This is a genomic window from Sphingomonas sp. MJ1 (PH-R8) (assembly GCF_048058635.1).
GTDB lineage: Bacteria > Pseudomonadota > Alphaproteobacteria > Sphingomonadales > Sphingomonadaceae > Sphingomonas.
The window spans coordinates 1-18,523 of sequence record NZ_JBBEFX010000022.1 but is presented as its reverse complement, the minus strand read 5'-3'; the positions used below and the strand labels follow the sequence as shown (position 1 = coordinate 18,523).

17 protein-coding genes, 1 tRNA gene and 1 rRNA gene are annotated in these 18,523 nt (G+C 69.2%); 5 read left to right on the top strand and 14 right to left on the bottom strand.

Annotated features, from left to right (window positions below):
* Positions 1-2: 2 nt before the first annotated feature.
* From VPH46_RS14780 to VPH46_RS14765, 4 genes are read right to left on the bottom strand one after another with little or no spacing between them, the layout of a single operon-like run.
* On the bottom strand, positions 3-896 hold the full coding sequence (locus VPH46_RS14780) for an amidohydrolase family protein (protein ID WP_416612405.1): 894 nt from the start codon (positions 894-896) through the stop codon (positions 3-5).
* On the bottom strand, positions 896-1,918 hold the full coding sequence (locus tag VPH46_RS14775) for an amidohydrolase family protein (RefSeq protein WP_416612403.1): 1,023 nt from the start codon (positions 1,916-1,918) through the stop codon (positions 896-898). The genes VPH46_RS14780 and VPH46_RS14775 overlap by 1 nt, the downstream gene beginning before the upstream one ends.
* The gene (locus VPH46_RS14770; RefSeq protein WP_416612401.1) at positions 1,915-2,802 is read right to left on the bottom strand and encodes a DUF1932 domain-containing protein; all 888 of its coding nucleotides are present in this window, start codon (positions 2,800-2,802) and stop codon (positions 1,915-1,917) included. Before VPH46_RS14770 ends, VPH46_RS14775 begins: the two co-directional genes overlap by 4 nt.
* A 27-nt stretch (positions 2,803-2,829) precedes the next feature.
* Positions 2,830-4,080: a LysR family transcriptional regulator gene (locus tag VPH46_RS14765; protein WP_416612399.1), complete on the bottom strand. Its 1,251-nt coding sequence runs from the start codon at positions 4,078-4,080 to the stop codon at positions 2,830-2,832.
* A gap of 104 nt (positions 4,081-4,184) precedes the next feature.
* Here VPH46_RS14765 and VPH46_RS14760 point away from each other — a divergent pair, with 104 nt between their 5' ends.
* From VPH46_RS14760 to VPH46_RS14745, 4 genes are all read left to right on the top strand, one after another.
* Positions 4,185-4,856, top strand: a complete 672-nt coding sequence (locus tag VPH46_RS14760) for a 4-carboxy-4-hydroxy-2-oxoadipate aldolase/oxaloacetate decarboxylase (RefSeq protein WP_416612397.1) — start codon at positions 4,185-4,187, stop codon at positions 4,854-4,856.
* Positions 4,849-5,904: a 4-oxalomesaconate tautomerase gene (locus VPH46_RS14755; RefSeq protein WP_416612395.1), complete on the top strand. Its 1,056-nt coding sequence runs from the start codon at positions 4,849-4,851 to the stop codon at positions 5,902-5,904. The genes VPH46_RS14760 and VPH46_RS14755 overlap by 8 nt, the downstream gene beginning before the upstream one ends.
* A 35-nt stretch (positions 5,905-5,939) precedes the next feature.
* Positions 5,940-7,259: a C4-dicarboxylate transporter DctA gene (gene dctA, locus VPH46_RS14750; protein WP_317893322.1), complete on the top strand. Its 1,320-nt coding sequence runs from the start codon at positions 5,940-5,942 to the stop codon at positions 7,257-7,259.
* 62 nt (positions 7,260-7,321) lie between these two features.
* Positions 7,322-8,806 carry a carbohydrate porin gene (locus tag VPH46_RS14745; RefSeq protein WP_416612393.1) on the top strand — a complete coding sequence of 495 codons (1,485 nt, stop codon included), beginning with the start codon at positions 7,322-7,324 and terminating at the stop codon, positions 8,804-8,806.
* Between the two features lie 96 nt (positions 8,807-8,902).
* On the opposite strand, the gene VPH46_RS14740 is transcribed toward VPH46_RS14745, so the two are convergent.
* Genes VPH46_RS14740 through VPH46_RS14705 form a run of 8 tightly spaced genes read right to left on the bottom strand, consistent with a single transcriptional unit; the run spans position 8,903 to position 16,808 of the window.
* On the bottom strand, positions 8,903-10,576 hold the full coding sequence (locus VPH46_RS14740) for a GMC family oxidoreductase (protein WP_416612391.1): 1,674 nt from the start codon (positions 10,574-10,576) through the stop codon (positions 8,903-8,905).
* A 26-nt stretch (positions 10,577-10,602) separates the two neighbouring features.
* The gene (locus tag VPH46_RS14735; RefSeq protein WP_416612389.1) at positions 10,603-11,445 is read right to left on the bottom strand and encodes a sugar phosphate isomerase/epimerase family protein; all 843 of its coding nucleotides are present in this window, start codon (positions 11,443-11,445) and stop codon (positions 10,603-10,605) included.
* Entirely contained in the window at positions 11,442-12,011 is a 570-nt protein-coding gene (locus tag VPH46_RS14730) for a gluconate 2-dehydrogenase subunit 3 family protein (RefSeq protein ID WP_416612387.1), read from the bottom strand. The genes VPH46_RS14735 and VPH46_RS14730 overlap by 4 nt, the downstream gene beginning before the upstream one ends.
* A 44-nt stretch (positions 12,012-12,055) precedes the next feature.
* Positions 12,056-12,970, bottom strand: coding sequence for a hydroxypyruvate isomerase family protein (locus VPH46_RS14725; RefSeq protein ID WP_416612385.1), 915 nt, complete (start codon positions 12,968-12,970; stop codon positions 12,056-12,058).
* 13 nt (positions 12,971-12,983) lie between these two features.
* A complete protein-coding gene (locus VPH46_RS14720) occupies positions 12,984-13,355 on the bottom strand; it encodes a c-type cytochrome (RefSeq protein WP_125961338.1) in 372 nt (123 codons plus the stop codon).
* Positions 13,352-14,497, bottom strand: a complete 1,146-nt coding sequence (locus tag VPH46_RS14715) for a Gfo/Idh/MocA family protein (RefSeq protein ID WP_416612383.1) — start codon at positions 14,495-14,497, stop codon at positions 13,352-13,354. Before VPH46_RS14715 ends, VPH46_RS14720 begins: the two co-directional genes overlap by 4 nt.
* Positions 14,497-15,561: a sugar phosphate isomerase/epimerase family protein gene (locus tag VPH46_RS14710; RefSeq protein ID WP_416612381.1), complete on the bottom strand. Its 1,065-nt coding sequence runs from the start codon at positions 15,559-15,561 to the stop codon at positions 14,497-14,499. The genes VPH46_RS14715 and VPH46_RS14710 overlap by 1 nt, the downstream gene beginning before the upstream one ends.
* Entirely contained in the window at positions 15,558-16,808 is a 1,251-nt protein-coding gene (locus VPH46_RS14705) for an MFS transporter (protein ID WP_416612379.1), read from the bottom strand. The genes VPH46_RS14710 and VPH46_RS14705 overlap by 4 nt, the downstream gene beginning before the upstream one ends.
* 121 nt (positions 16,809-16,929) lie before the next feature.
* On the opposite strand from VPH46_RS14705, the gene VPH46_RS14700 reads away from it, so the two are divergent.
* A complete protein-coding gene (locus tag VPH46_RS14700) occupies positions 16,930-17,931 on the top strand; it encodes a LacI family DNA-binding transcriptional regulator (protein ID WP_416612377.1) in 1,002 nt (333 codons plus the stop codon).
* A 348-nt stretch (positions 17,932-18,279) separates the two neighbouring features.
* Here VPH46_RS14700 and VPH46_RS14695 read toward each other — a convergent pair.
* Positions 18,280-18,356 (bottom strand) — tRNA-Met (locus VPH46_RS14695).
* Between the two features lie 48 nt (positions 18,357-18,404).
* Positions 18,405-18,519: ribosomal RNA gene (gene rrf, locus VPH46_RS14690) — 5S ribosomal RNA — on the bottom strand.
* Positions 18,520-18,523 lie beyond the last annotated feature (4 nt).

Sequence of the window (18,523 nt, the reverse complement as noted above, 5' to 3'; positions counted from 1 at the left end):
TCCTAGCGGGCGCCCCAGTAGAGCCGCATCGGATTGTCGACCAGCAGCCGCCGCTGCAGGTCTTCGCTCGGGGCAATGCGCGGGATGATGTCCACCAGCGCGCCGTCGTCGGGCATGTGGCTGGTCATGTTGGGGTGCGGCCAGTCCGTGCCCCACAGCACCCGGTCCGGGAAGCGCTCCACCAGCGTGCGCGCGAACGGGACCACGTCGTCATAGGTCGGCGGACCCGACTTCGACAGCCGCTCGGGACAGCTGACCTTGCTCCAGACATTCTCGTGCTCGGCCATCAGCCGGACGAAGCGGCCGAACTCCGGCCCGTCGACCGGCTTGGTCACGTCCGGCCGGCCCATGTGGTCGACCACCACCGTCGTCGGCAGCGAGGTGAAGAAGTCCCAGCGCTCCTCAAGGTCGGCCGCCTCGAAATAGATCACGACGTGCCAGCCGAGCGGCGTGATCCGGTCGATGATCGCGCGATAATAGGCGTCGGGCTTGGGATCGACGAGCCGCCGCACGAAGTTGAAGCGCACGCCGCGCACCCCGGCCGCGTCCAGCGCCGCCAGTTCTTCGTCCGTCACCGTGTCACGCACCGTCGCCACGCCGCGCGCGCGCCCGTCCGCCGCCTCGAGCGCATCGACCAGCGCGCGATTGTCGGCGCCGTGGCAGGTCGCCTGCACGATCACGTTGCGCGCGAAGCCCAGGTGGTCGCGCAACGCGAACAGCTGCTCCTTGCTGGCGTCGCACGGCGTGTACTTGCGCTCCGGCGCATAGGGAAACACGTCGCCCGGCCCGAACACATGGCAATGCGCGTCGACGGCGCCCGGTGGCGGCGTGAAGCGCGGCGTACTCGGCGCCGGATCCCAGCACAGCCAGTTCGGATCCATCTGGAAGTCGGCCATCAGAGCCCCCGTGCCTTCAGCTGCGCGTCCAGCCGCGGATAGACGCGGCGGGCATTGCCTTCGAACACCTTGCGCTTGTCCGCGTCGGGAATCGCCAGCGCGTCGATGTAGCGCTTGGTGTCGTCGAAATACTGGCCGGTCTGCGGGTCGATACCGCGCACCGCGCCCACCATCTCCGACCCGAACAGGATGTTATCGACGTCGATCACCTCGAACAGCAGGTCAATTCCCGGCTGGTGATAGACGCAGGTGTCGAAGAACACGTTCTTCATGACGTGCTCGGCAAGCGGCGGGCGCTTGAGCATGTCCGAAAGCCCGCGATACCGCCCCCAGTGATAGGGCACCGCGCCACCGCCGTGCGGGATGATGAAGCGCAGGTCGGGGAAATCCCGGAACAGGTCGCCCTCGATGAACTGCATGAAGGCGATGGTGTCGGCGGCGATGTAATAGGCGCCGGTCGCGTGCATCGCCGGGTTGCAGCTGCCCGACACGTGGATCATCGCGGGCACGTCCAGCTCGACCATCTTCTCGAAGAACGGGTACCAGGCGCGGTCGGTGAGCGGCGGCGCGCTGAACTTGCCGCCCGATGGATCGGGGTTGAGGTTGCAGCCGACAAAGCCCAGCTCGGTCACGCACCGCTCCAGCTCGGCGATCGACTGGTCGATCGACAGCTCCGGCGTCTGCGGCAGCTGGCACACGCCGACGAACGTCTCGGGGTAGAGGTCGACCACCCGCTTGATGAGGTCGTTGGAACGCTCGGCCCAGATGCGGTTGGTGGCGGCATCGCCCACGTGCGGCGCCATGGCGGAGGCGCGCGGCGAGAAGATCGTCATGTCGGCCCCGCGCTCGCGCAGCAGGCGCAGCTGGTTGGCCTCGATCGTCTCGCGGATCTCGTCGTCGCTGATCTGCGGATAGGCGGGATCGATGTCCCCGCCCGCCTTGAACGCGCCCTTCTGCTGCTCGCGCCACTCGGTGTGCTTGGCAGGAGCCGTCGTATAATGTCCGTGGCAGTCGATGATCATTGGTCGTGCTTTCCTGTGGCGGCGAGGACGGCATCGGCCTTGGCGGCCAGCCCCTCGGGAAGCGGAGAGAGGCCGAGGCTGCCCAGCCGCTGCTGCCAGTCGGCGGTCGCGGCCGCCATGGCACCCGACGGGCCGAGCGTGGCGGCGGTGGCGGCGGATTCGCGCATCTCGGCGGCGCGGCGCAGCCCGTGGACGAGCATGCGGTCGAGGTTGTAGTCCGCCCGTGTCCGCCAGTCCCAGCCGGGGAAGCTCGCGTCGAGCGAGGCGAGCACTTCCTCCTCGACCCCGGCGGCGCGCGCGGACAGCAGGCATTCGGCGGTCAGCGCCTCCAGCCCCTTGATGACGATCGAGCGCAGCATCTTGATCGCGCTCGCGGCCCCGACGTCGCCTGGAACCACGCGCGCCTGGAAGCCGATCCGCTCCAGCAGCGCGCGGCCGGCCTCGGCATGGGGCCCCGCCACGAGCAGCGGTACCGACAGCAGCGCCGGGCGCACCGGCGCCATCACCGCCACGTCGACATAGCGGCCGCCGGCCGCCTCGATCGCGGCCGCCGCAGCGCGCTTGGTCTCGGGCGCGACGCTGTTCATGTCGAAGAACAGGCTTCCGGCCATGAGCCCCGCCGCCGCATCGCTCGCCGCCGCAAGCGCCTGGTCCGCAGTGACCAGGCTCAGCACCGCCCCGGCGCCGCGGAGCGCGTCGGCGGCGCGGTCGCAGCCGGTGACCTGCCAGCGCGCATAGTCGGCGCGCTTGGCGACGGCGGCCCCGCCTTCGGTCTTGATGTCAAAGGCGCGGATCGCGCCCGGCGGCTGCGCGCCCCAGCCTTCGCAAAAGGCCTGCGCGGCTTCGCCGAAGCCGATGAACGCCAGGGATACTGCTCGGTCCATGCTCCCGAGCTAGTGCGCCTTGGCTCGTCAGGCATATCGGAACGGTTGGCTCTCCATTGCTTTTCCGGAAGTCCAGTCCGCGCACACCTCCCGGAACAGTGCCACGAACGCGCGTTGCAGCTGCGTCGGGTGCCAGTCGTCCCGGTGAGTGAGGCCGATGCTTCGGCGCAGCGTCTCGCCCGCGCCGGCGATCTCGGCCAGCAGCCCCGCGCGCTGCTCGAACAGGAACTGGTCGCGCGACATCAGCGTCAGCCAGTCGTCCTCCAGCATCAGTCCCCGCAGCACCAGCACCGATCCGCACTCGATCCGCAGCCGCGGCGGCTCCAGCCCGCGATCGACGAACATCCGCTCCCAGCGCGCGCGCACCGGCGCCCCTTCCGCGGCGATGACCCACGGGAAATCCAATAGCCGTTCGAATGCGAAGCCGGGCTCGGCGCGCAGCGGATGCCCGGCGCGCCCGACGATCACCGGATCGTCCAGGAACAGCGGCACCTGCACCACGTCGCCCACCGGCAGGGGATCGCGCATCGCCCCAACCAGCAGGTCCAGGTCGCCCTGCCGAAGCGCCCCCAGCATCTCCAGATACGGCCCCTCGACCACGTTCACCGACGCACCCGGATAGGCGCGGGCGAAGCGCGCCAGCGTCTGCGGAAGGAGGATCGCGCGCGCGAGCGGCATGGTGCCGACGGTGACGCGCCCCGCCCCCTGGTTGCGCAGCGCCTCCAGCTCATCCACGCCCGCCTGCAGCTCGGCACGCGCCAGCCTGGCGAAGCGCAGCAGCCGCACCGCCGCCCGGGTCGGCTGCACCGTGCGCCCCTGCCGGGTGAGCAGCGGCACGCCCAGCAGCTGCTCCAGTTCCCGCGCGGCACGATGCAGCGCCGGCTGCGACATGCCGGTGCGGGTGGAGGCGAGCGCGAAGCTCCCCGCCTCGTCCACCGCGATCAGCGCGCGCAGCTGCCCGAGCGTGATCCGCCGTTCCACCCGCGGCAGCGGCGGCAGGCGCGCGCCCCGCCGCACGCGATGCCCGCCGCGCGCCACATAGCCGAGCGCCCGCTCGATCCGCGCCGTCATCAGCCGCCCGGCCTCGGTGGGGCTCACGCCGCCCGGCTGACGGTCGAACATTGCGTGGCCCAGCTGCGCCTCGACCTTGGCCACCGCCTGGGTCAGCGCCGGCTGCGACAGGTTCATGGCCTGGGACGCGGCGCTGATGCTTCCCAGCCGCGCCGCCTGCGCCACCGCATCCAGGTGCCGCAGGTTCATCTGAGCAAATGCGATCATGTGACACACTTCAGCACAGCTTATGGCTCGTGCGCAAATCCACGTCCCCGATTGCGGAACGGCGGCCTAGAGAGCGGCGCAACGAGTTTGTCGAAGGAGCCAGGATGCCCAGCGTCGTCACCACCGTAGAACGCGCCGATCCGGCCGTCGTCGCCGGTTTCGCCCATGCCGGCGTCGCGACCGTGCACGAGGCGCAGGGCCGCATCGGCCTGCTCGGCAGCCGCCTGCGCCCCATCTATTCCGGCGCCCGCATCGCCGGCTGTGCGGTCACCGTGTCGGTGCCGCCGGGCGACAATTGGATGATGCACGTCGCCATCGAGCAATTGAAAGAAGGCGATATCCTGGTGGTGGCGCCGACCTCCCCGTGCGAGGACGGCTATTTCGGCGACCTGCTCGCCACCTCCGCCTTGGCGCGCGGCTGCCGCGGGCTGGTGATCGACGCGGGCGTGCGCGACGTGCGCGACCTGACCGAGATGGGCTTCCCCGTCTGGTCGCGCGCGATCTCGGCACAGGGCACGGTCAAGGAGACGCTGGGATCGGTCAACGTGCCGATCGTGTGCGCGGGCGAGCTGGTGAACGCGGGCGACGTGATCGTCGCCGACGACGACGGCGTCTGCGTGGTCCGCCGCGCCGATGCCGCGGCGGTGCTCGAAAAGGCGCAGGCGCGCGAGGCGAAGGAAGCCGAGAAGCGCGAGCGGCTGGCCAAGGGCGAACTCGGCCTCGACATTTATGCGATGCGCGAGCGGCTGGAACAGAAGGGCCTTCGCTATGTCTGAGGGCATTCGCGCGATGTGGATGCGCGGCGGCACGTCCAAGGGCGGCTTCTTCCTCGCCGAAGACCTGCCCGCCGACCCGGCCGCACGCGACGCCTTCCTGCTGCGCGCCTTCGGCTCGCCCGATCCGCGCCAGATCGACGGCATGGGCGGCGCCGACCCGCTGACGTCCAAGGTCGCGGTCGTCTCCCGCTCGGCCCACGCAGGTGCCGAGGTCGACTATCTGTTCCTCCAGGTGTTCGTCGACCAGGCGATCGTCACCGATGCGCAGAACTGCGGCAACATGCTGGCCGCCGTCGGCCCGTTCGCGATCGAGCGCGGGCTGGTCGAGGCGCAGGACGGCGAGACCCCGGTCTCGATCTTCATGGTCAACACCGGCAAGCTCGCCACCGCGACCGTCCGCACCCCCGGCGGCACCGTCACCTATGAAGGCGACGCCCGCATCGACGGCGTGCCCGGCACCGCCGCCCCGGTGCCGCTCGCCTTTGCCGACATCGCCGGCTCCAGCTGCGGCGCGCTGCTCCCCACCGGCAACGCCGTGGACGTGATCGGGGGCGTGGAGACCACGCTGATCGACAACGGCATGCCCTGCGTGGTGCTGCGCGCCGCCGATGTCGGCATCACCGGCTATGAGGATCGCGAGACCCTCGACGCCGACGAGTCGCTCAAGGCGCGGATCGAGGCGATCCGGCTGGAGGCGGGGCCGATGATGAACCTGGGCGATGTCGCCGACCAATCGGTGCCCAAGATGATGCTGGTCGCCGCCGCGCAACACGGCGGCGCCATCAGCGTGCGCTCCTTCATCCCGCACCGTTGCCACGCCTCGATCGGCGTGCTGGGCGCGGTCAGCGTCGCCACCGCCTGCCTGATCGACGGATCGCCCGCGCACGCGCTGGCGGTGGTGCCGGAGGGCCGGTCCAAGACGCTCGACGTCGAGCATCCGACCGGCGCCACCGGCTGCGTGATCGACGTGGACGAGCGCGGCACGATCACCGGCGCGGCCATGCTGCGCACCGCCCGCAAATTGTTCGACGGCATGTTGTTCGGCTGAACCGCCGCCCGCCGCCCCAACGAGAGATAAAAAGAATGACAAGCATAGGAGAGACGACGAAGCGGGCCGGACGGTTCGGCATCCTGGGCCAGCTGTGGTTCCAGGTGCTCGCCGGCACGGTGATCGGCATCCTGCTCGGCCACTTCGCACCCGGCACCGCCGTCGCGATGAAGCCGTTCGGCGACGCCTTCATCAAGCTGATCCGCATGATGATCGGCCCGATCATCTTCGTGACGGTCGTCCACGGCATCGCCGGCATGAACGACATGACCGCGGTGGGCCGGGTCGCGCTGAAGTCGATCGTCTATTTCGAGGTGATCACGATCATCGCGCTGGTCTTCGGCCTGGTCGCGGTCAACCTGTGGCAGCCGGGCGCCGGCATGAACATCGACGCCGCCGCGATCGACACCGCCTCGATCCAGGGCTATGTCGCCTCCGCCCACGACCAGTCGATCACCAGCTATCTCATGGCGATCATCCCCGACACCTTCGTGAGCGCGCTGACCGAGGCGCATGTGCTGCAGGTGCTGTTCGTGGCGGTGCTGTTCGGCATCGCCATCGCCTCCATCGGCGAGCGCGCGAAGCCCGTCATCGACGTGATCGACAGCGCGTCGCAGGGCTTCTTCCGGATCATCGGCTACATCATGTATTTCGCGCCGCTGGGCGCGTTCGGCGCGATCGCCTTCACCGTCGGCCAGTTCGGTACCGCCTCGCTGCTGTCGCTGGGCGAGCTGATCCTGGAGTTCTTCGTCGTCTGCGCCCTGTTCACCGGGGTGGTGCTGGGCGGGGTGGCCTGGTGGTGCGGCGTCAGCCTGTGGCGCCTGCTCGGCTATCTGTGGGACGAGATCGTCGTGGTCGCCGCCACCACCTCGACCGAGACGGTGCTGCCGCGCCTCATCCAGAAGATGCAGAAGGTCGGCTGCGAGGAAAGCGTCGTCGGCTTCGTGATCCCGGCGGGCTATTCGTTCAACCTCGACGGCACCTGCCTCTACCTCACCACCGTCGCGGTGTTCCTGGCGCAGGCGACCAACACCCACCTGACCTTCGGCCACGAGCTGGCGCTGATCGCGGTGCTGCTGCTCACGTCCAAGGGCGCGGCGGGCATCGCCGGTGCGGCCTTCGTCGTGCTGGCCGCGACGCTCAACACCACGGGCGTCATCCCGGTCGCCAGCATCGCGCTGATCCTGGGCATCCACCGCATCCTCGCCGAAGGGCTCACCTTCGTGAACCTGATCGGCAATGCGCTCGCCACCGTCGTGATCGCCAAGTGGGAGGGCAAGCTCGACGAGCGGACCCTCGCCGCCACCATCGGCACGCGCAAGCTGCGCGCCAAGCACGACATCGCCGCCGCCTGATCCCGGCTGCGACGACCATGATAACCGGCCGCGGCGCGAACGCGGCCGGACAGGAGATTCCGATGCCCGTTCTGACCACCACCGCCGCCGCGCTGCTGCTCGCCGGACAGGCGCAGGCGGCGCCGCTGCCGCCCGACACGCGCGACGTGCCCGCCACCGCCGCCCCCACCACCAGCGCGCCGCCGCTGACCGGCGAGGGCGAGCGCGAGAGCGGCCGCGATGCCGCCGCCGCTTTCTCCCCCGGTGCCAAGCAGGCCGCCCCCGCCGACCAGAGCAAGGCGCCCACCGGCTTCGCGCGGTTCCAGCGGAACAACGCCATCGGCAAGGCGCTGCGCTCGCTCAACGACCAGGGCGTCGATCTCACGCTCGACTTCGTCGGCAACGTCGCCGCCAATCCGATCGGCGGCGTGCGCCACGGCAGCGCGGAATCGCACTGGGTGATGGCCGCTGCCGACATCGATCTCGAAAAGGCGCTCGGCTGGTCCGACACCAAGCTCCACGTCCAGGGCGCTTGGTTCACCGGCGACAGCCTGGGCCGGGATTCGATCGGCAACTCGATCAGCTTCCAGCAGACGTGGCGGCCCGTCTCCGGCCCCCGCCTCACCCAGCTCAACATCGAGCACGACTTCGGCAAGCTCAACCTGATGGTTGGGCGCGCGGCGGTGAACAGCTATTTCAACAACTCGCCGCTCAACTGCGCGTTCATGAGCAACACCAGCTGCCTCACCGCCTATGGCGCGATCAGCGACATCGGCATCACCGCCTATCCGAACTCCTCCTGGGCGGCCAAGGCGCGCTACGCGATCGACGACCGCTGGTACGTCCAGACCGGCGCCTTCGAATACAACAACGACCTCAACGCCAAGGGCAAGGGCGGGCTCGACTTCTCGCTCGGCAAGGGGACGGGCGTGCTGATCCCCGGCGAAGTCGGCTACCAGACCAGCTTCGCGCAGGAGCGCCTGCCGCGTCGCTATCGGCTGGGCTTCTACCTCAACACCGACGGGGGCCAGAGCCCCTATTATGACGCGAACGGCAATTCCGCGGCGCTGAGCGGCCTTCCCCGCGCCGGGCGCGGCGGCAACCGGCTGGGCCTGTATGCGATGGCGGACCAGACGGTGTCGCGCGCGCAAGGCGCCAGCAAGCGCAACCTGGCGCTGTTCGGCCGCTTCTTCCTCAACGCCGGCAACGTCCAGTCGATCGACTGGTTCGCCTCGGCGGGGTTCGTGAAGACCGGGACGTTCAAGGGGCGCGACAACGACACGATCGGCCTGCTCGTCACCAACACGCATTTCAGCGACCAGCAGATCGCCTATCTCCGCGACCTGCGCGCCAAGGCGGGCGGCACCGGCTCGCCCGAGCCGAACGAAATCATCACCGAACTGAACTATGGCTGGGCGGCGCTGCCCGGGCTCCGGATCATGCCCAACGTCCAATATGTCATCAATCCGGACCCGATCTACGCGACCAGCCGCAAGACCGACATTCCGGACGCCGTGGTGCTGGGCCTGCGCGTTGACGTGCACCTGGCGCAGCTGTTCGGAGGCTAGGCCCCGCCTGGGGCGGACCCGACCCGCAGCAGCACGCGCAAAGCCTCTCGCGGTCAGGCGCAGCGCCCCGGGGGCAATCCCCCGGGGCGCTGCCGGTTACGCCCGCAGCTGCTTCACCGCATGGTCCGCCGCGCGCGCGGTCATCGCCATGTAGGTCAGCGACGGGTTGACGCAGGAGGCCGACGCCATCTGCGCGCCGTCGGTCACATAGAGGTTGGACGCGTCATGCGCCTGGTTCCAGCCGTTCAACACCGAGGTGCGGGGATCGGCGCCCATGCGCGCGCCGCCCATCTCGTGGATGGCGTCGCCGGGCACATGCTCGCCCTCCCAGCTGCGCACGTTGAGGAGGCCGGCGCCCTTCAGCATCGCCTCGCCCTGCACCCGCGCGTCCGCCATCATCTTGAGCTCGTTGTCGCGGAAGCGCACGTCGAACCGCATCAGCGGTATCCCGAACCGGTCCACCTTGCTGGCGTGGAGCGAGACGCGATTGTCCTTGTACGGCAGGCATTCGCCGAACGCGCCCATGCTGAACTTCCACGGCGCATAGCGGCGCAGGCCCTGCTTCATCGACGCGCCGAAGCCGACCGGCGGCGACGGGTCGCGGCTGGCGCTGCCCTGATAGCCATAGCCGCGCTTGAACCCGACGCCCTCCTCGCCGCCGATGTTGCGGAAACGCGGGATATAGACGCCGCCCGGCCGCCGGCCATATTCGATCAGGTCGGTCATGCCGGGGATCTCGCCCGACACGCCCACGCGGAAGATATGGTCCATCACATAGCGGCCCAGCGTCCCGCTGCTGTCGAAATGGCTGCGCTCGCTTCCCGGCGCGCGCGAGTTCATCAGGATCTGGACCGACGCCATGGCCGATGCGCAGACGAACACCAGATCGGCCGACACCGTCTGCGCCTGGCCCGTCTTGGCATCGACATAGCGCACCCCCGTCACCCGCTTGCGCGCGGGATCATATTCGACGTTGGTCACCACCGCGTCGGACTGCAGCGTCAGCCGCCCGGTCGCGCGCGCCGCCGGCAGCGTCACCGCCTGGGTCGAGAAATAGGCCCCGAACGAGCAGCCGTTGCTGCACTGGTTGCGCATCTGGCACTTGGTGCGGTTCTGCTCGGGCTTGTCCTCGGTCAGGTTGGACAGGCGGGTGTGGATCAGCTTGCGGCCCGGGAACTTCGTCTCCAGCCGCTGCTTCAGCCACTGCTCGGCGACGTTCATCGGCATCGGCGGCTGGAACTCGCTGTCCGGCAGATAGGGCAGGTTCTCGCGCGAGCCGGACACGCCGACATATTTCTCGACATAGCTGTACCAGGGCGCGACGTCGTCATAGCCGATCGGCCACACGCCATCGATGCCGTCGCGCTTGTTCGCCTCGAAGTCCTCGGGTGCCCAGCGGAAGCTCCACCGGCCCCAGATCAGCGACTTGCCGCCCACCGCGCCCGGACGGATCCAGTAGAATTTCTCCCCCTCGTCATAGGCATAGGGGTTCTGCCGGTCGTCGTTGTAGAAGCGCTGGTTGCTGGGCTGCACATAGCCGTGGCGCGCGATGAAGTAATTGCTGTCCATCACCGGCTTGGGCATGATGTTGCGCGCCGGCACCTCGAACGCGGGCTTGCCGTCGTACGGATAGCCCTCGCCGTGCTCGACCATGACGCCCCGGTCGAGCATCAGGACGCGCAGTCCCTTTTCGGTCAGTTCCTTGGCGGCGAAGCCTCCGCTCACGCCCGATCCGATGACGATCGCGTCGAACCTGTTGGTCGAAGCCATGATGTTGTTCCCCTGCCCGTACGTGCTCAGAACCGCAGCGCGCGGAGCGTCTTGAAGCTGGTGGTGATGTCCGGAAGATAGGGCGCGGGCGCCTCGTCGTTCTCGACATAGAAGTGGCGGACCCCGGCGCTTCCCTTCAGGCGGAACAGCGCGGCGAAGTCGGTCTTGCCCTGGCCTACGGCGGTCATGCTGCGGTCGGCGCGCATGTCCTTGACGTGATAGGCATAGATGCGGCGGTTCAGCCGCTCGATCAGCCCGGCCACGTCCTCGCCCGCGTGTGCTGCCCAGTAGAGGTCGAGCTCCACCTGCACCAGCGACGGGTCGGTCTCCTCGATCAGCCGGTCGAACAGGCTCTTGCCGCCCGGCTTCACCGTGAATTCGAAGTCGTGGTTGTGATAGGCAAAGCCCAGCCCCGCCTTCTTCAGATCGGCGCCGAACCGCGCGATGTTGGGCAGCGCCGCCTTCCACCCGGCTTCCGTGCGGTGCTGGTCCGTCATGTACGGCAGCACCACCGTGTCGGCGCCCAAGGTCTTCGCCATGGTCACCGATCGCTCGAACTGGCCGAGCAGCGCGTCATAGCCGATGTGCACCGACGGCGCGCGCAGCCCCAGCCGGTCCATCGTCCGGCGCAGCAGCGCATGGTCCATCGCGTCATAGCCGCCGCCGCCGAACTCGACTTCGCGATAGCCGATGCGCGCCACCTGTCCCAGCGTCGCCACCGGGTCCTTCTGGAAGAGCTCGCGCACGGTATAGAGCTGGAGCCCCACGGCCGGGATCTGGGCGGCATGGGCGGCCGGAACGATCCGGTCCGACAGGGCGAGGGCCGCGGCGCCCCCGGCGCCCGCGAGGAGGGTACGGCGGCTGATCATGCGCTGTAGACCTTGTTGACTTGGGAATAGGGGAAGGCGCCGTTGTATTCGCCCGGCACCGGCAGATATTCGCGCTCCTGGGTGATGCCGATCTCCGACGTGTAATAGCCGGTGATCACCATCTGGCGCATCGCCTCGAAGAAGTCCTTGCCGCCCGCGATCTGGCCGTTCATCGCCAGCGTCAGCAGCGCATCCTGCTGCTCGGGCGTCGCCTTGGCGGCAGAGACCTTATAGTCCTTCAGGCTGCGGGCTTCGACCGCGTCGAGCCCGGCCAGGATCGGCTTGCGATCGTCCGGGACGCCCCAGTCGGCGAGCAGCTTTTCGATGAACATCGGCACGCCCGCGGCGATCGCGCCCGGCGTGTCGGTGGTCGGGATGATCCGCTCGCTCAGCGCCGTCACCAGCGCGCGCTGGTCCGGCGTGAACACCGCCGTGCTCGGCGGGCCGTCGGAGATCACCGGCACCCGCGATGCCTGAGCCGCACCGGCCGCGCGCGCGATCGGCGCGAACAGCCCTGCCCCGAACATCGTGACGACGCCGGCAAGCGCCGTTCTGCGATCGATCACTTGGCCTCTCCTCCCGTGGTGCGGAGCATTCGTCCCTCCCCTTCTTATTGTGCGTCGATTTCCCGATAGGCGGCGATCAGCCGGTCCTCGCCCGCGCGGCCCTTGACCGAGTTGCCGTGTTCCATGCCGATCACGCCGGCGCAGCGGCGCTGGCGCAGCCACCGGACGATGTTGGCGTAATGGATCTCGCCGGTGCCGGGCTCGTTGCGCCCGGGATTGTCGCCGAACTGGATATAGCCGATCTCGCTCCAGCAGGCGTCCATCACCGGGATCAGGTTCCCGGACTGGATCTGCTCGTGATAGAGGTCTGCCAGGATCTTCACGCCCGGGCTGTTGGCGCCGCGCGCCACGGCATAGCCCTGGGCGATGCTCTGCATGTAGACGCCGGGATGGTTGGTGCGCGTGTTGAGCGGCTCCATCACCATCGCGATGCCGTGGGGCGCGACGATGTCGCCGGCGCGGCGCATGACGTCGATCACCCGCGCGGTCTGGATCTCCACCGGCACTTTAGGGTCCATAAAGCCGGTGACGACCGTCATCCGCGTGGCATTCAGCCGCTTGGCGACGTCGATGGCGCTGCGGACGTCGGCCAGGAACGCCTCGCGCTCGGCCCCGTCGTTGGCACCCAGCAGCGGCCGCGACTGCGACCATTTCGGCATGCTGGCGACGAACACGCCCATGGTCATGCCGCGCTGCTGCAGCGCCTTAGCCATGCGCTGCTGTTCCGCGATCGGCCGGCTGCGCGCCTCATTGTCTTCCCAGGCGGTGAAGCCCTGGTCGGCGGCATAGGCGATCTGCTCGAGCAGGCCGCCGCGGCTGGCGAAGCTGCCCTCGTGCGGCGCATAGCCGAGCGAAAAGCGGGCGGCGTTGGAGCCGCCGCCGCCCTGCGCCAGTCCGGCGCTCGCCGCGAGCGGCGCAACCGCGCCGGCAGCCAGCACGGTGCGACGCGAGACCGTCATGCCCCCCGCCCGATCATTTGCCGCCCTGCGCCTTCAGGAACGCGATGATCGCCTTGCGCTTGGCGGCGTCGGCCATGCCGATCGGCATGCGCGTGCCCGGCACCTTCTTGGTCGGGGCGGCCAGGAACTGGTCCAGCGTCGCCTCGTCCCAGCGCAGCTTCGACGCCTTCATGGCGTTGGAATAGTTGAAGCCCGGCACCGCAGCCGCGGGCCGGCCGACCACGCCGTTCAGGTTCGGGCCGACGCCGTTGCGGCCGCCCTTGTCCACCGTGTGGCACGCCTTGCAGGCGGCAAAGGCCGGCGGCGGCGCGGTCTGCGCGACGGCAGGTGCCGCGGTGACGGCCAGCATCGCTGCCGCCGCCCCCAGGCTGATGATACGCTTCATACACTCTCTCCCGGATCGATGCTGGTCCACTTCCGGTCCGAGGCCGCATTGGCGACCACGGCCTCGACGAATTTCATGGTGCGGAGCCCGTCGCCGACGCCGGGGAACCACCGCTCCCCCTCGCCGCGCAACGCCGCGGCAAAGCCGCGGTAGAGGTTGGCGAACGCCTCGACATAGCCCTCGGGATGCCCGGCGGGCGTGCGCAGCAGCCCGCTCGCACCGTCGCTCAAGCCCGGCCCGCCCGCGCGCAAGATCTCCGCCGGCCGGTCCAGCCAGCGCAGCGTCAGCGTGTTGGGCTCCATCTGCGCCCATTCCAGCCCGCCGCGCTCGCCATGGATGCGCAGCTTCAGGCCGTTTTCCTCGCCGGCCGCGACCTGGCTCGCCTTCAGCGTGCCGCGCGCGCCGCCGTCGAAGCGCAGCAGCGCGCTCACGTCGTCGTCGAGCCGCCGTCCTGGCACATGGATGGTCAGGTCCGCCGCCACCGCCTCGGCGCGCAGCCCCGACACATGCTCGGCCAGCTGGAACGCATGGGTGGCGATGTCGCCCAGGCAGCCGCCGATCCCGGCGCGCGCCGGGTCGGTGCGCCACTCGGCCTGCTTGTTGCCGGCCTCGTCGATCGGCGCGCTCAGCCAGCCCTGCAGATACTCGACCTGCACCAACCGGATCGCGCCCAGGTCGCCGCGCGCGATCCGGGCGCGCGCCTCCTCGACCAGCGCATAGCCGCTGTAGGTGAAGGCCAGCGCGAACTTGCGCCCGCTCGCCTCGGCCGCCGCCGCGATCGCCTCCGCCTCGGCGACGCTCATCGCCATCGGCTTTTCGCAGAACACGTGGAAGCCCGCCTCCAGCGCGGCGATCGCCATCGGCGCGTGGAGGTGGTTCGGCGTCACGATCGCCAGCGCATCGATGCGCACCTCGGCCGGCAGCGCACGCTCGCCTGCCAGCAGGGCATCGAGCGAGTCATAGACGCGCGCGGGATCGAGCCCCAGCTGCTCGCCGGTGCGGCTGTTCCGCCCCGCATCGGTGCTGAACGCGCCCGCGGTCAGCCGCCAGTCGCCGTCGAGCGCGGCGGCCATGCGATGCACGGCGCCGATGAACGCGCCCTCGCCGCCACCCACCATGCCGAGCCGGAGCGGCTGCCGCATCACGCGTCGCCTTCCTTCAGGCCCAGCAGCGATCGGATGGCGGCCCGATCGACGCCGCTCGCCGCGAAGTCGTCGAACGGGCGCTCGGTCACGCGGATGATGTGGTCGCGAATGAACGGTGCGCCTTCGCGCGCCCCGTCCTCGGAACGCTTGAGCGCGCATTCCCACTCCAGCACCGCCCAGCCTTTGTAGCCATATTGGGCAAGCTTGCTGAACACGCCGACGAAGTCGACCTGGCCGTCCCCGGTCGAGCGGAAGCGCCCGGCCCGGTTCACCCAGCTCTCATAGCCGCCATAGACGCCCGACCGACCGCTCGGGTTGAACTCGGCGTCCTTCACATGGAAGCACGCAATCCGGTCGTGATAGCGGTCGATGAAGTCGAGATAGTCCAGCTGCTGCAGCACATAGTGCGACGGATCGAACAGGAGGCGCGCGCGGGGGTGCCCGTCAAGCGCTTCCAGGAACCGCTCCCAGGACGCGCCGTCGTGAATGTCCTCGCCGGCGTGGACCTCGAACGCACAGTCGACGCCCGCATCCTCGAACGCGTCCAGGATCGGGGTCCAGCGCCGCGCCAGTTCGGCAAACGCCTCCTCGACCAGCCCGGCGGGCCGCTGCGGCCAGGGATAGACATAGGGCCAGGCGAGCGCACCGGAGAAGGTCGCATGCGCCGACAGCCCCAGGTTGGCGCTCGCCCTGGCCGCCAGCGTCACCTGCTCGACCGCCCAGGCCTGGCGCGCGGCGGGCCTGCCGTGCACCTCGGGCGGCGCGAAACCGTCGAACAGCGCGTCATAGGCCGGGTGCACCGCCACCAGCTGCCCCTGGAGATGCGTCGACAATTCGGTCGGCTCGATCCCGAACCGTGCGAGCCGCCCGCGCAGGTCGTCGCAATAGTCCTTGCTCTCGGCCGCGGTCTTCAGGTCGATCAGCCGCGGGTCGCACGGGATCTGCACGCCCACGAAGCCCAGGTCCGCCGCCCATTCGGCGAGCCCGTCGAGCGTGTCGAACGGCGCGGTGTCGCCCAGGAACTGCGCCAGGAAGATGCCCGGCCCCTTCATCGCGGTCATGCGCGCGCCTCTCCCTTGGTCTCGTCGCGGAAGCTGATCTGGAACAGGATCGCGACCACCGCCGCCGCGATCGCGGGGTACCACCACATGTGCTGCCAGTCGGCGACGCTCGGCGTCTCGGGCAGCTGGGCATAGAGCAGCCCGCCGATCTGCGAGCCCAGCAGCATGCCCACCCCATAGGTGAACAGCGTCAGCATCCCCTGCGCCTGCGCGTTGACGCCCTTGGGCGACGCGATGATGCCGGTGTAGATCGCGCCCGCCACGAAAAAGAAGTCGTAGCACACGCCGTGCAGCGCCACGCCCAGGTAGATCGCCCACAGCGAGTCACCGCCGTCACCGATCGCGAACAGCGCATAGCGCACCGCCCAGGCGATCATGCCCACCAGCAGCAGCGGCTTCACCCCGAAGCGGCGATAGAGCCACGGCATGGAGAACATGAAGGCGAGCTCGGACATCTGCCCGATCGACATGGTGCCACCGACGTTCTCGATACCGGCCGTACCGATATAGGCGGAGGCATAGGCGTAATACATCGCCAGCGGGATCGAGATCAGCGTCGCGCAGGCGATGAAGATCAGGAACGAGCGCTGGCGCATCAGGCCGAACGCCTCGACGCACAGCACCTGGCGGATCACGCTCTCGTCGCGCGGGGCGTCCGCCTCCACATTGGGGAGGGTGACGCTGTAGAGTCCGAGCGCGATCGAGACGACCGCGGCGATGGTGAAGATCTGCGGGCTCGCCGACAGGCCCGCCCAGCCGATGATGAGCCCGGCCGCGATCCAGCCCAGCGTGCCGAACGCGCGCACGAACGGAAAGCGGTCGACCCGCTCGCCGAAGCTCTTGAGGGCGATGGTGTTCGCCAGGCCCACGGTCGGCATGTAGAGGATCATGTAGCCCAGCAGCAGCCAGACGAAGCTGTCGCCATGCTCGGGCGTCACCAGCGACGGCAGCACGAACAGCAGCACGCCGCCCACCAGGTGCAGGATCACCATCAGCATCTTGGGGCTGAAGTAGCGCGCGGCCGCCATGCCGAGCAGGAAGGAGCCCACGATCGAGGCGATCGGCCCCACGGAAAAGGCGTTGGCGATCAGGTTGCCGATGCCGACCGTCTGCATCACCAGGCCCAGGGTCACGTTCCACGCGCCCCAGACGAAGAACTGCATGAACATCAGGGCGCTCAGCCGCCCCGTCAGCATTCCCGACGCCGGGCGCACGTCACCCGTCAACGTCCCTTCGGCAGCGACCATGCGCTCATCCCCTCCGCTGCAGTTTTCCTGCTCTTGGGGGCAGCCTAACAGCGCGAACCGGCATGTAAAGGATTACATCACCCCTATCGACACGCTTGGCCGCAGGCGACATGAAGCGGGGATGACGACGATCATCCAGGTCGCCGCCGTCGCCGGGGTCTCCACCGCGACGGTGTCGCGCGTGCTCAGCCAGCCTGCGCGCGTGGCCGAACAGACGCGCCGGCGCGTGCTCGATGCCGTGGATGCGCTCGGCTACCAGCCCAACGTCGCCGCGCGCAGTCTGCGCACGCTGCGCGCCGCCAAGATCCTGCTGACCGTCCCGGACATCTCCAATCCCTTCTTCGCCAGCGTCATCCGCGGCGCGGAAGAGGCGGCGCGTGATGCCGGCTATTCGGTGGTGGTGGGCGACACCCGCCACGATCCGGAGGTGGAGGATCAGTACGCCGACATGCTCTCGCGCCGCGAGGTCGACGGGCTGGTGTTCCTCGGCCACCGCCTGCCCGCCAGCCTCGCGCCGCTGCTCGCCGCCCAGGGGACGGCAGCGCCGATCGTCAACGGCTGTGAGTACAGCCCCGACATCGGCGTGCCGAGCGTCCACATCGACAACGCGGCCGCCAGCAGCGACGCGATCGAGCATCTGATCGCGCTCGGGCACCGCGACATCGGCGTCATCACCGGCCCGGCGATCAGCCCGATCAGCCGCGATCGCCTGACGGGCGCACTGCGCGCGGCCGACCGCCACGGCCTCGGCGACCAGCTGCAGCTGCGCGCCGGCGACTATTCCGCCGCCTCCGCCTTCCAGCGCGCGGGAGAACTGGTTGCGGGCGGAGTCACTGCGATCTTCTGCTTCAGCGACGAGATGGCGATGGGGGCGATCAGCGCGATCGCGCAGGCGGGGCTCTCCTGTCCCGACCAGGTCTCGGTGATCGGCTTCGACGACCTGCCGCTCGCCCGCTTCTTCTCGCCGCCGCTCAGCACGGTCGCCCAGCCCAAGGGCCTGATCGGCCAGCGCGCCGTCGAACTGCTGGTCGACATCCTGCGCGGCACCACGCCCGCCCGCCGCCAGCTGACGCTCACCCACGAACTCGTGATCCGCAACAGCACCGCCCCAGCCCACCGCTAGCCGCTTCCCGCAGTTGGTCGGCCGGCCGCAGCAGTGCTTGAGGATCTTCGCCAACTCTGCGCGGACCACTAGGCCGCTAGATCGCTAGAGTTGCCCAAGGCGCCCGAGATCCAAGGCGCCCCCGCCTCCAGACAGCCCTTTTCGTACCCCGGCGGAGGCCGGGGTCCAGTTGGGTGCGCTTTGTGGGGGAGCGGGGCGCGTGGGGGTGAGTGGCGGGGTGCCTGCGATCAGGCCACAGCGTCGAAGGTCGGATGGGCGCCTCAAGCGGCCCTGCTTTAGCTCGGGCTGGCCCATGCCCCGGACGCAACAAAGCCCGCGAGGTCGTTAGACCAAGCGGCCTTTGGTGTTTGGTTGCGGGGACAGGATTTGAACCTGTGACCTTCAGGTTATGAGCCTGACGAGCTACCGGGCTGCTCCACCCCGCGCCAGGGTGCATTGCATTGTGAATGGGTTGTGTGTGCACGGGCTTCAATGCCTGGCGACGACCTACTCTTCCATCGCTTGAGCGATAGTACCATTGGCGCGGTCTGGTTTCACGGCCGAGTTCGGGATGGGATCGGGTGGGTCACAGACGCTATAGCCACCAAGCAAT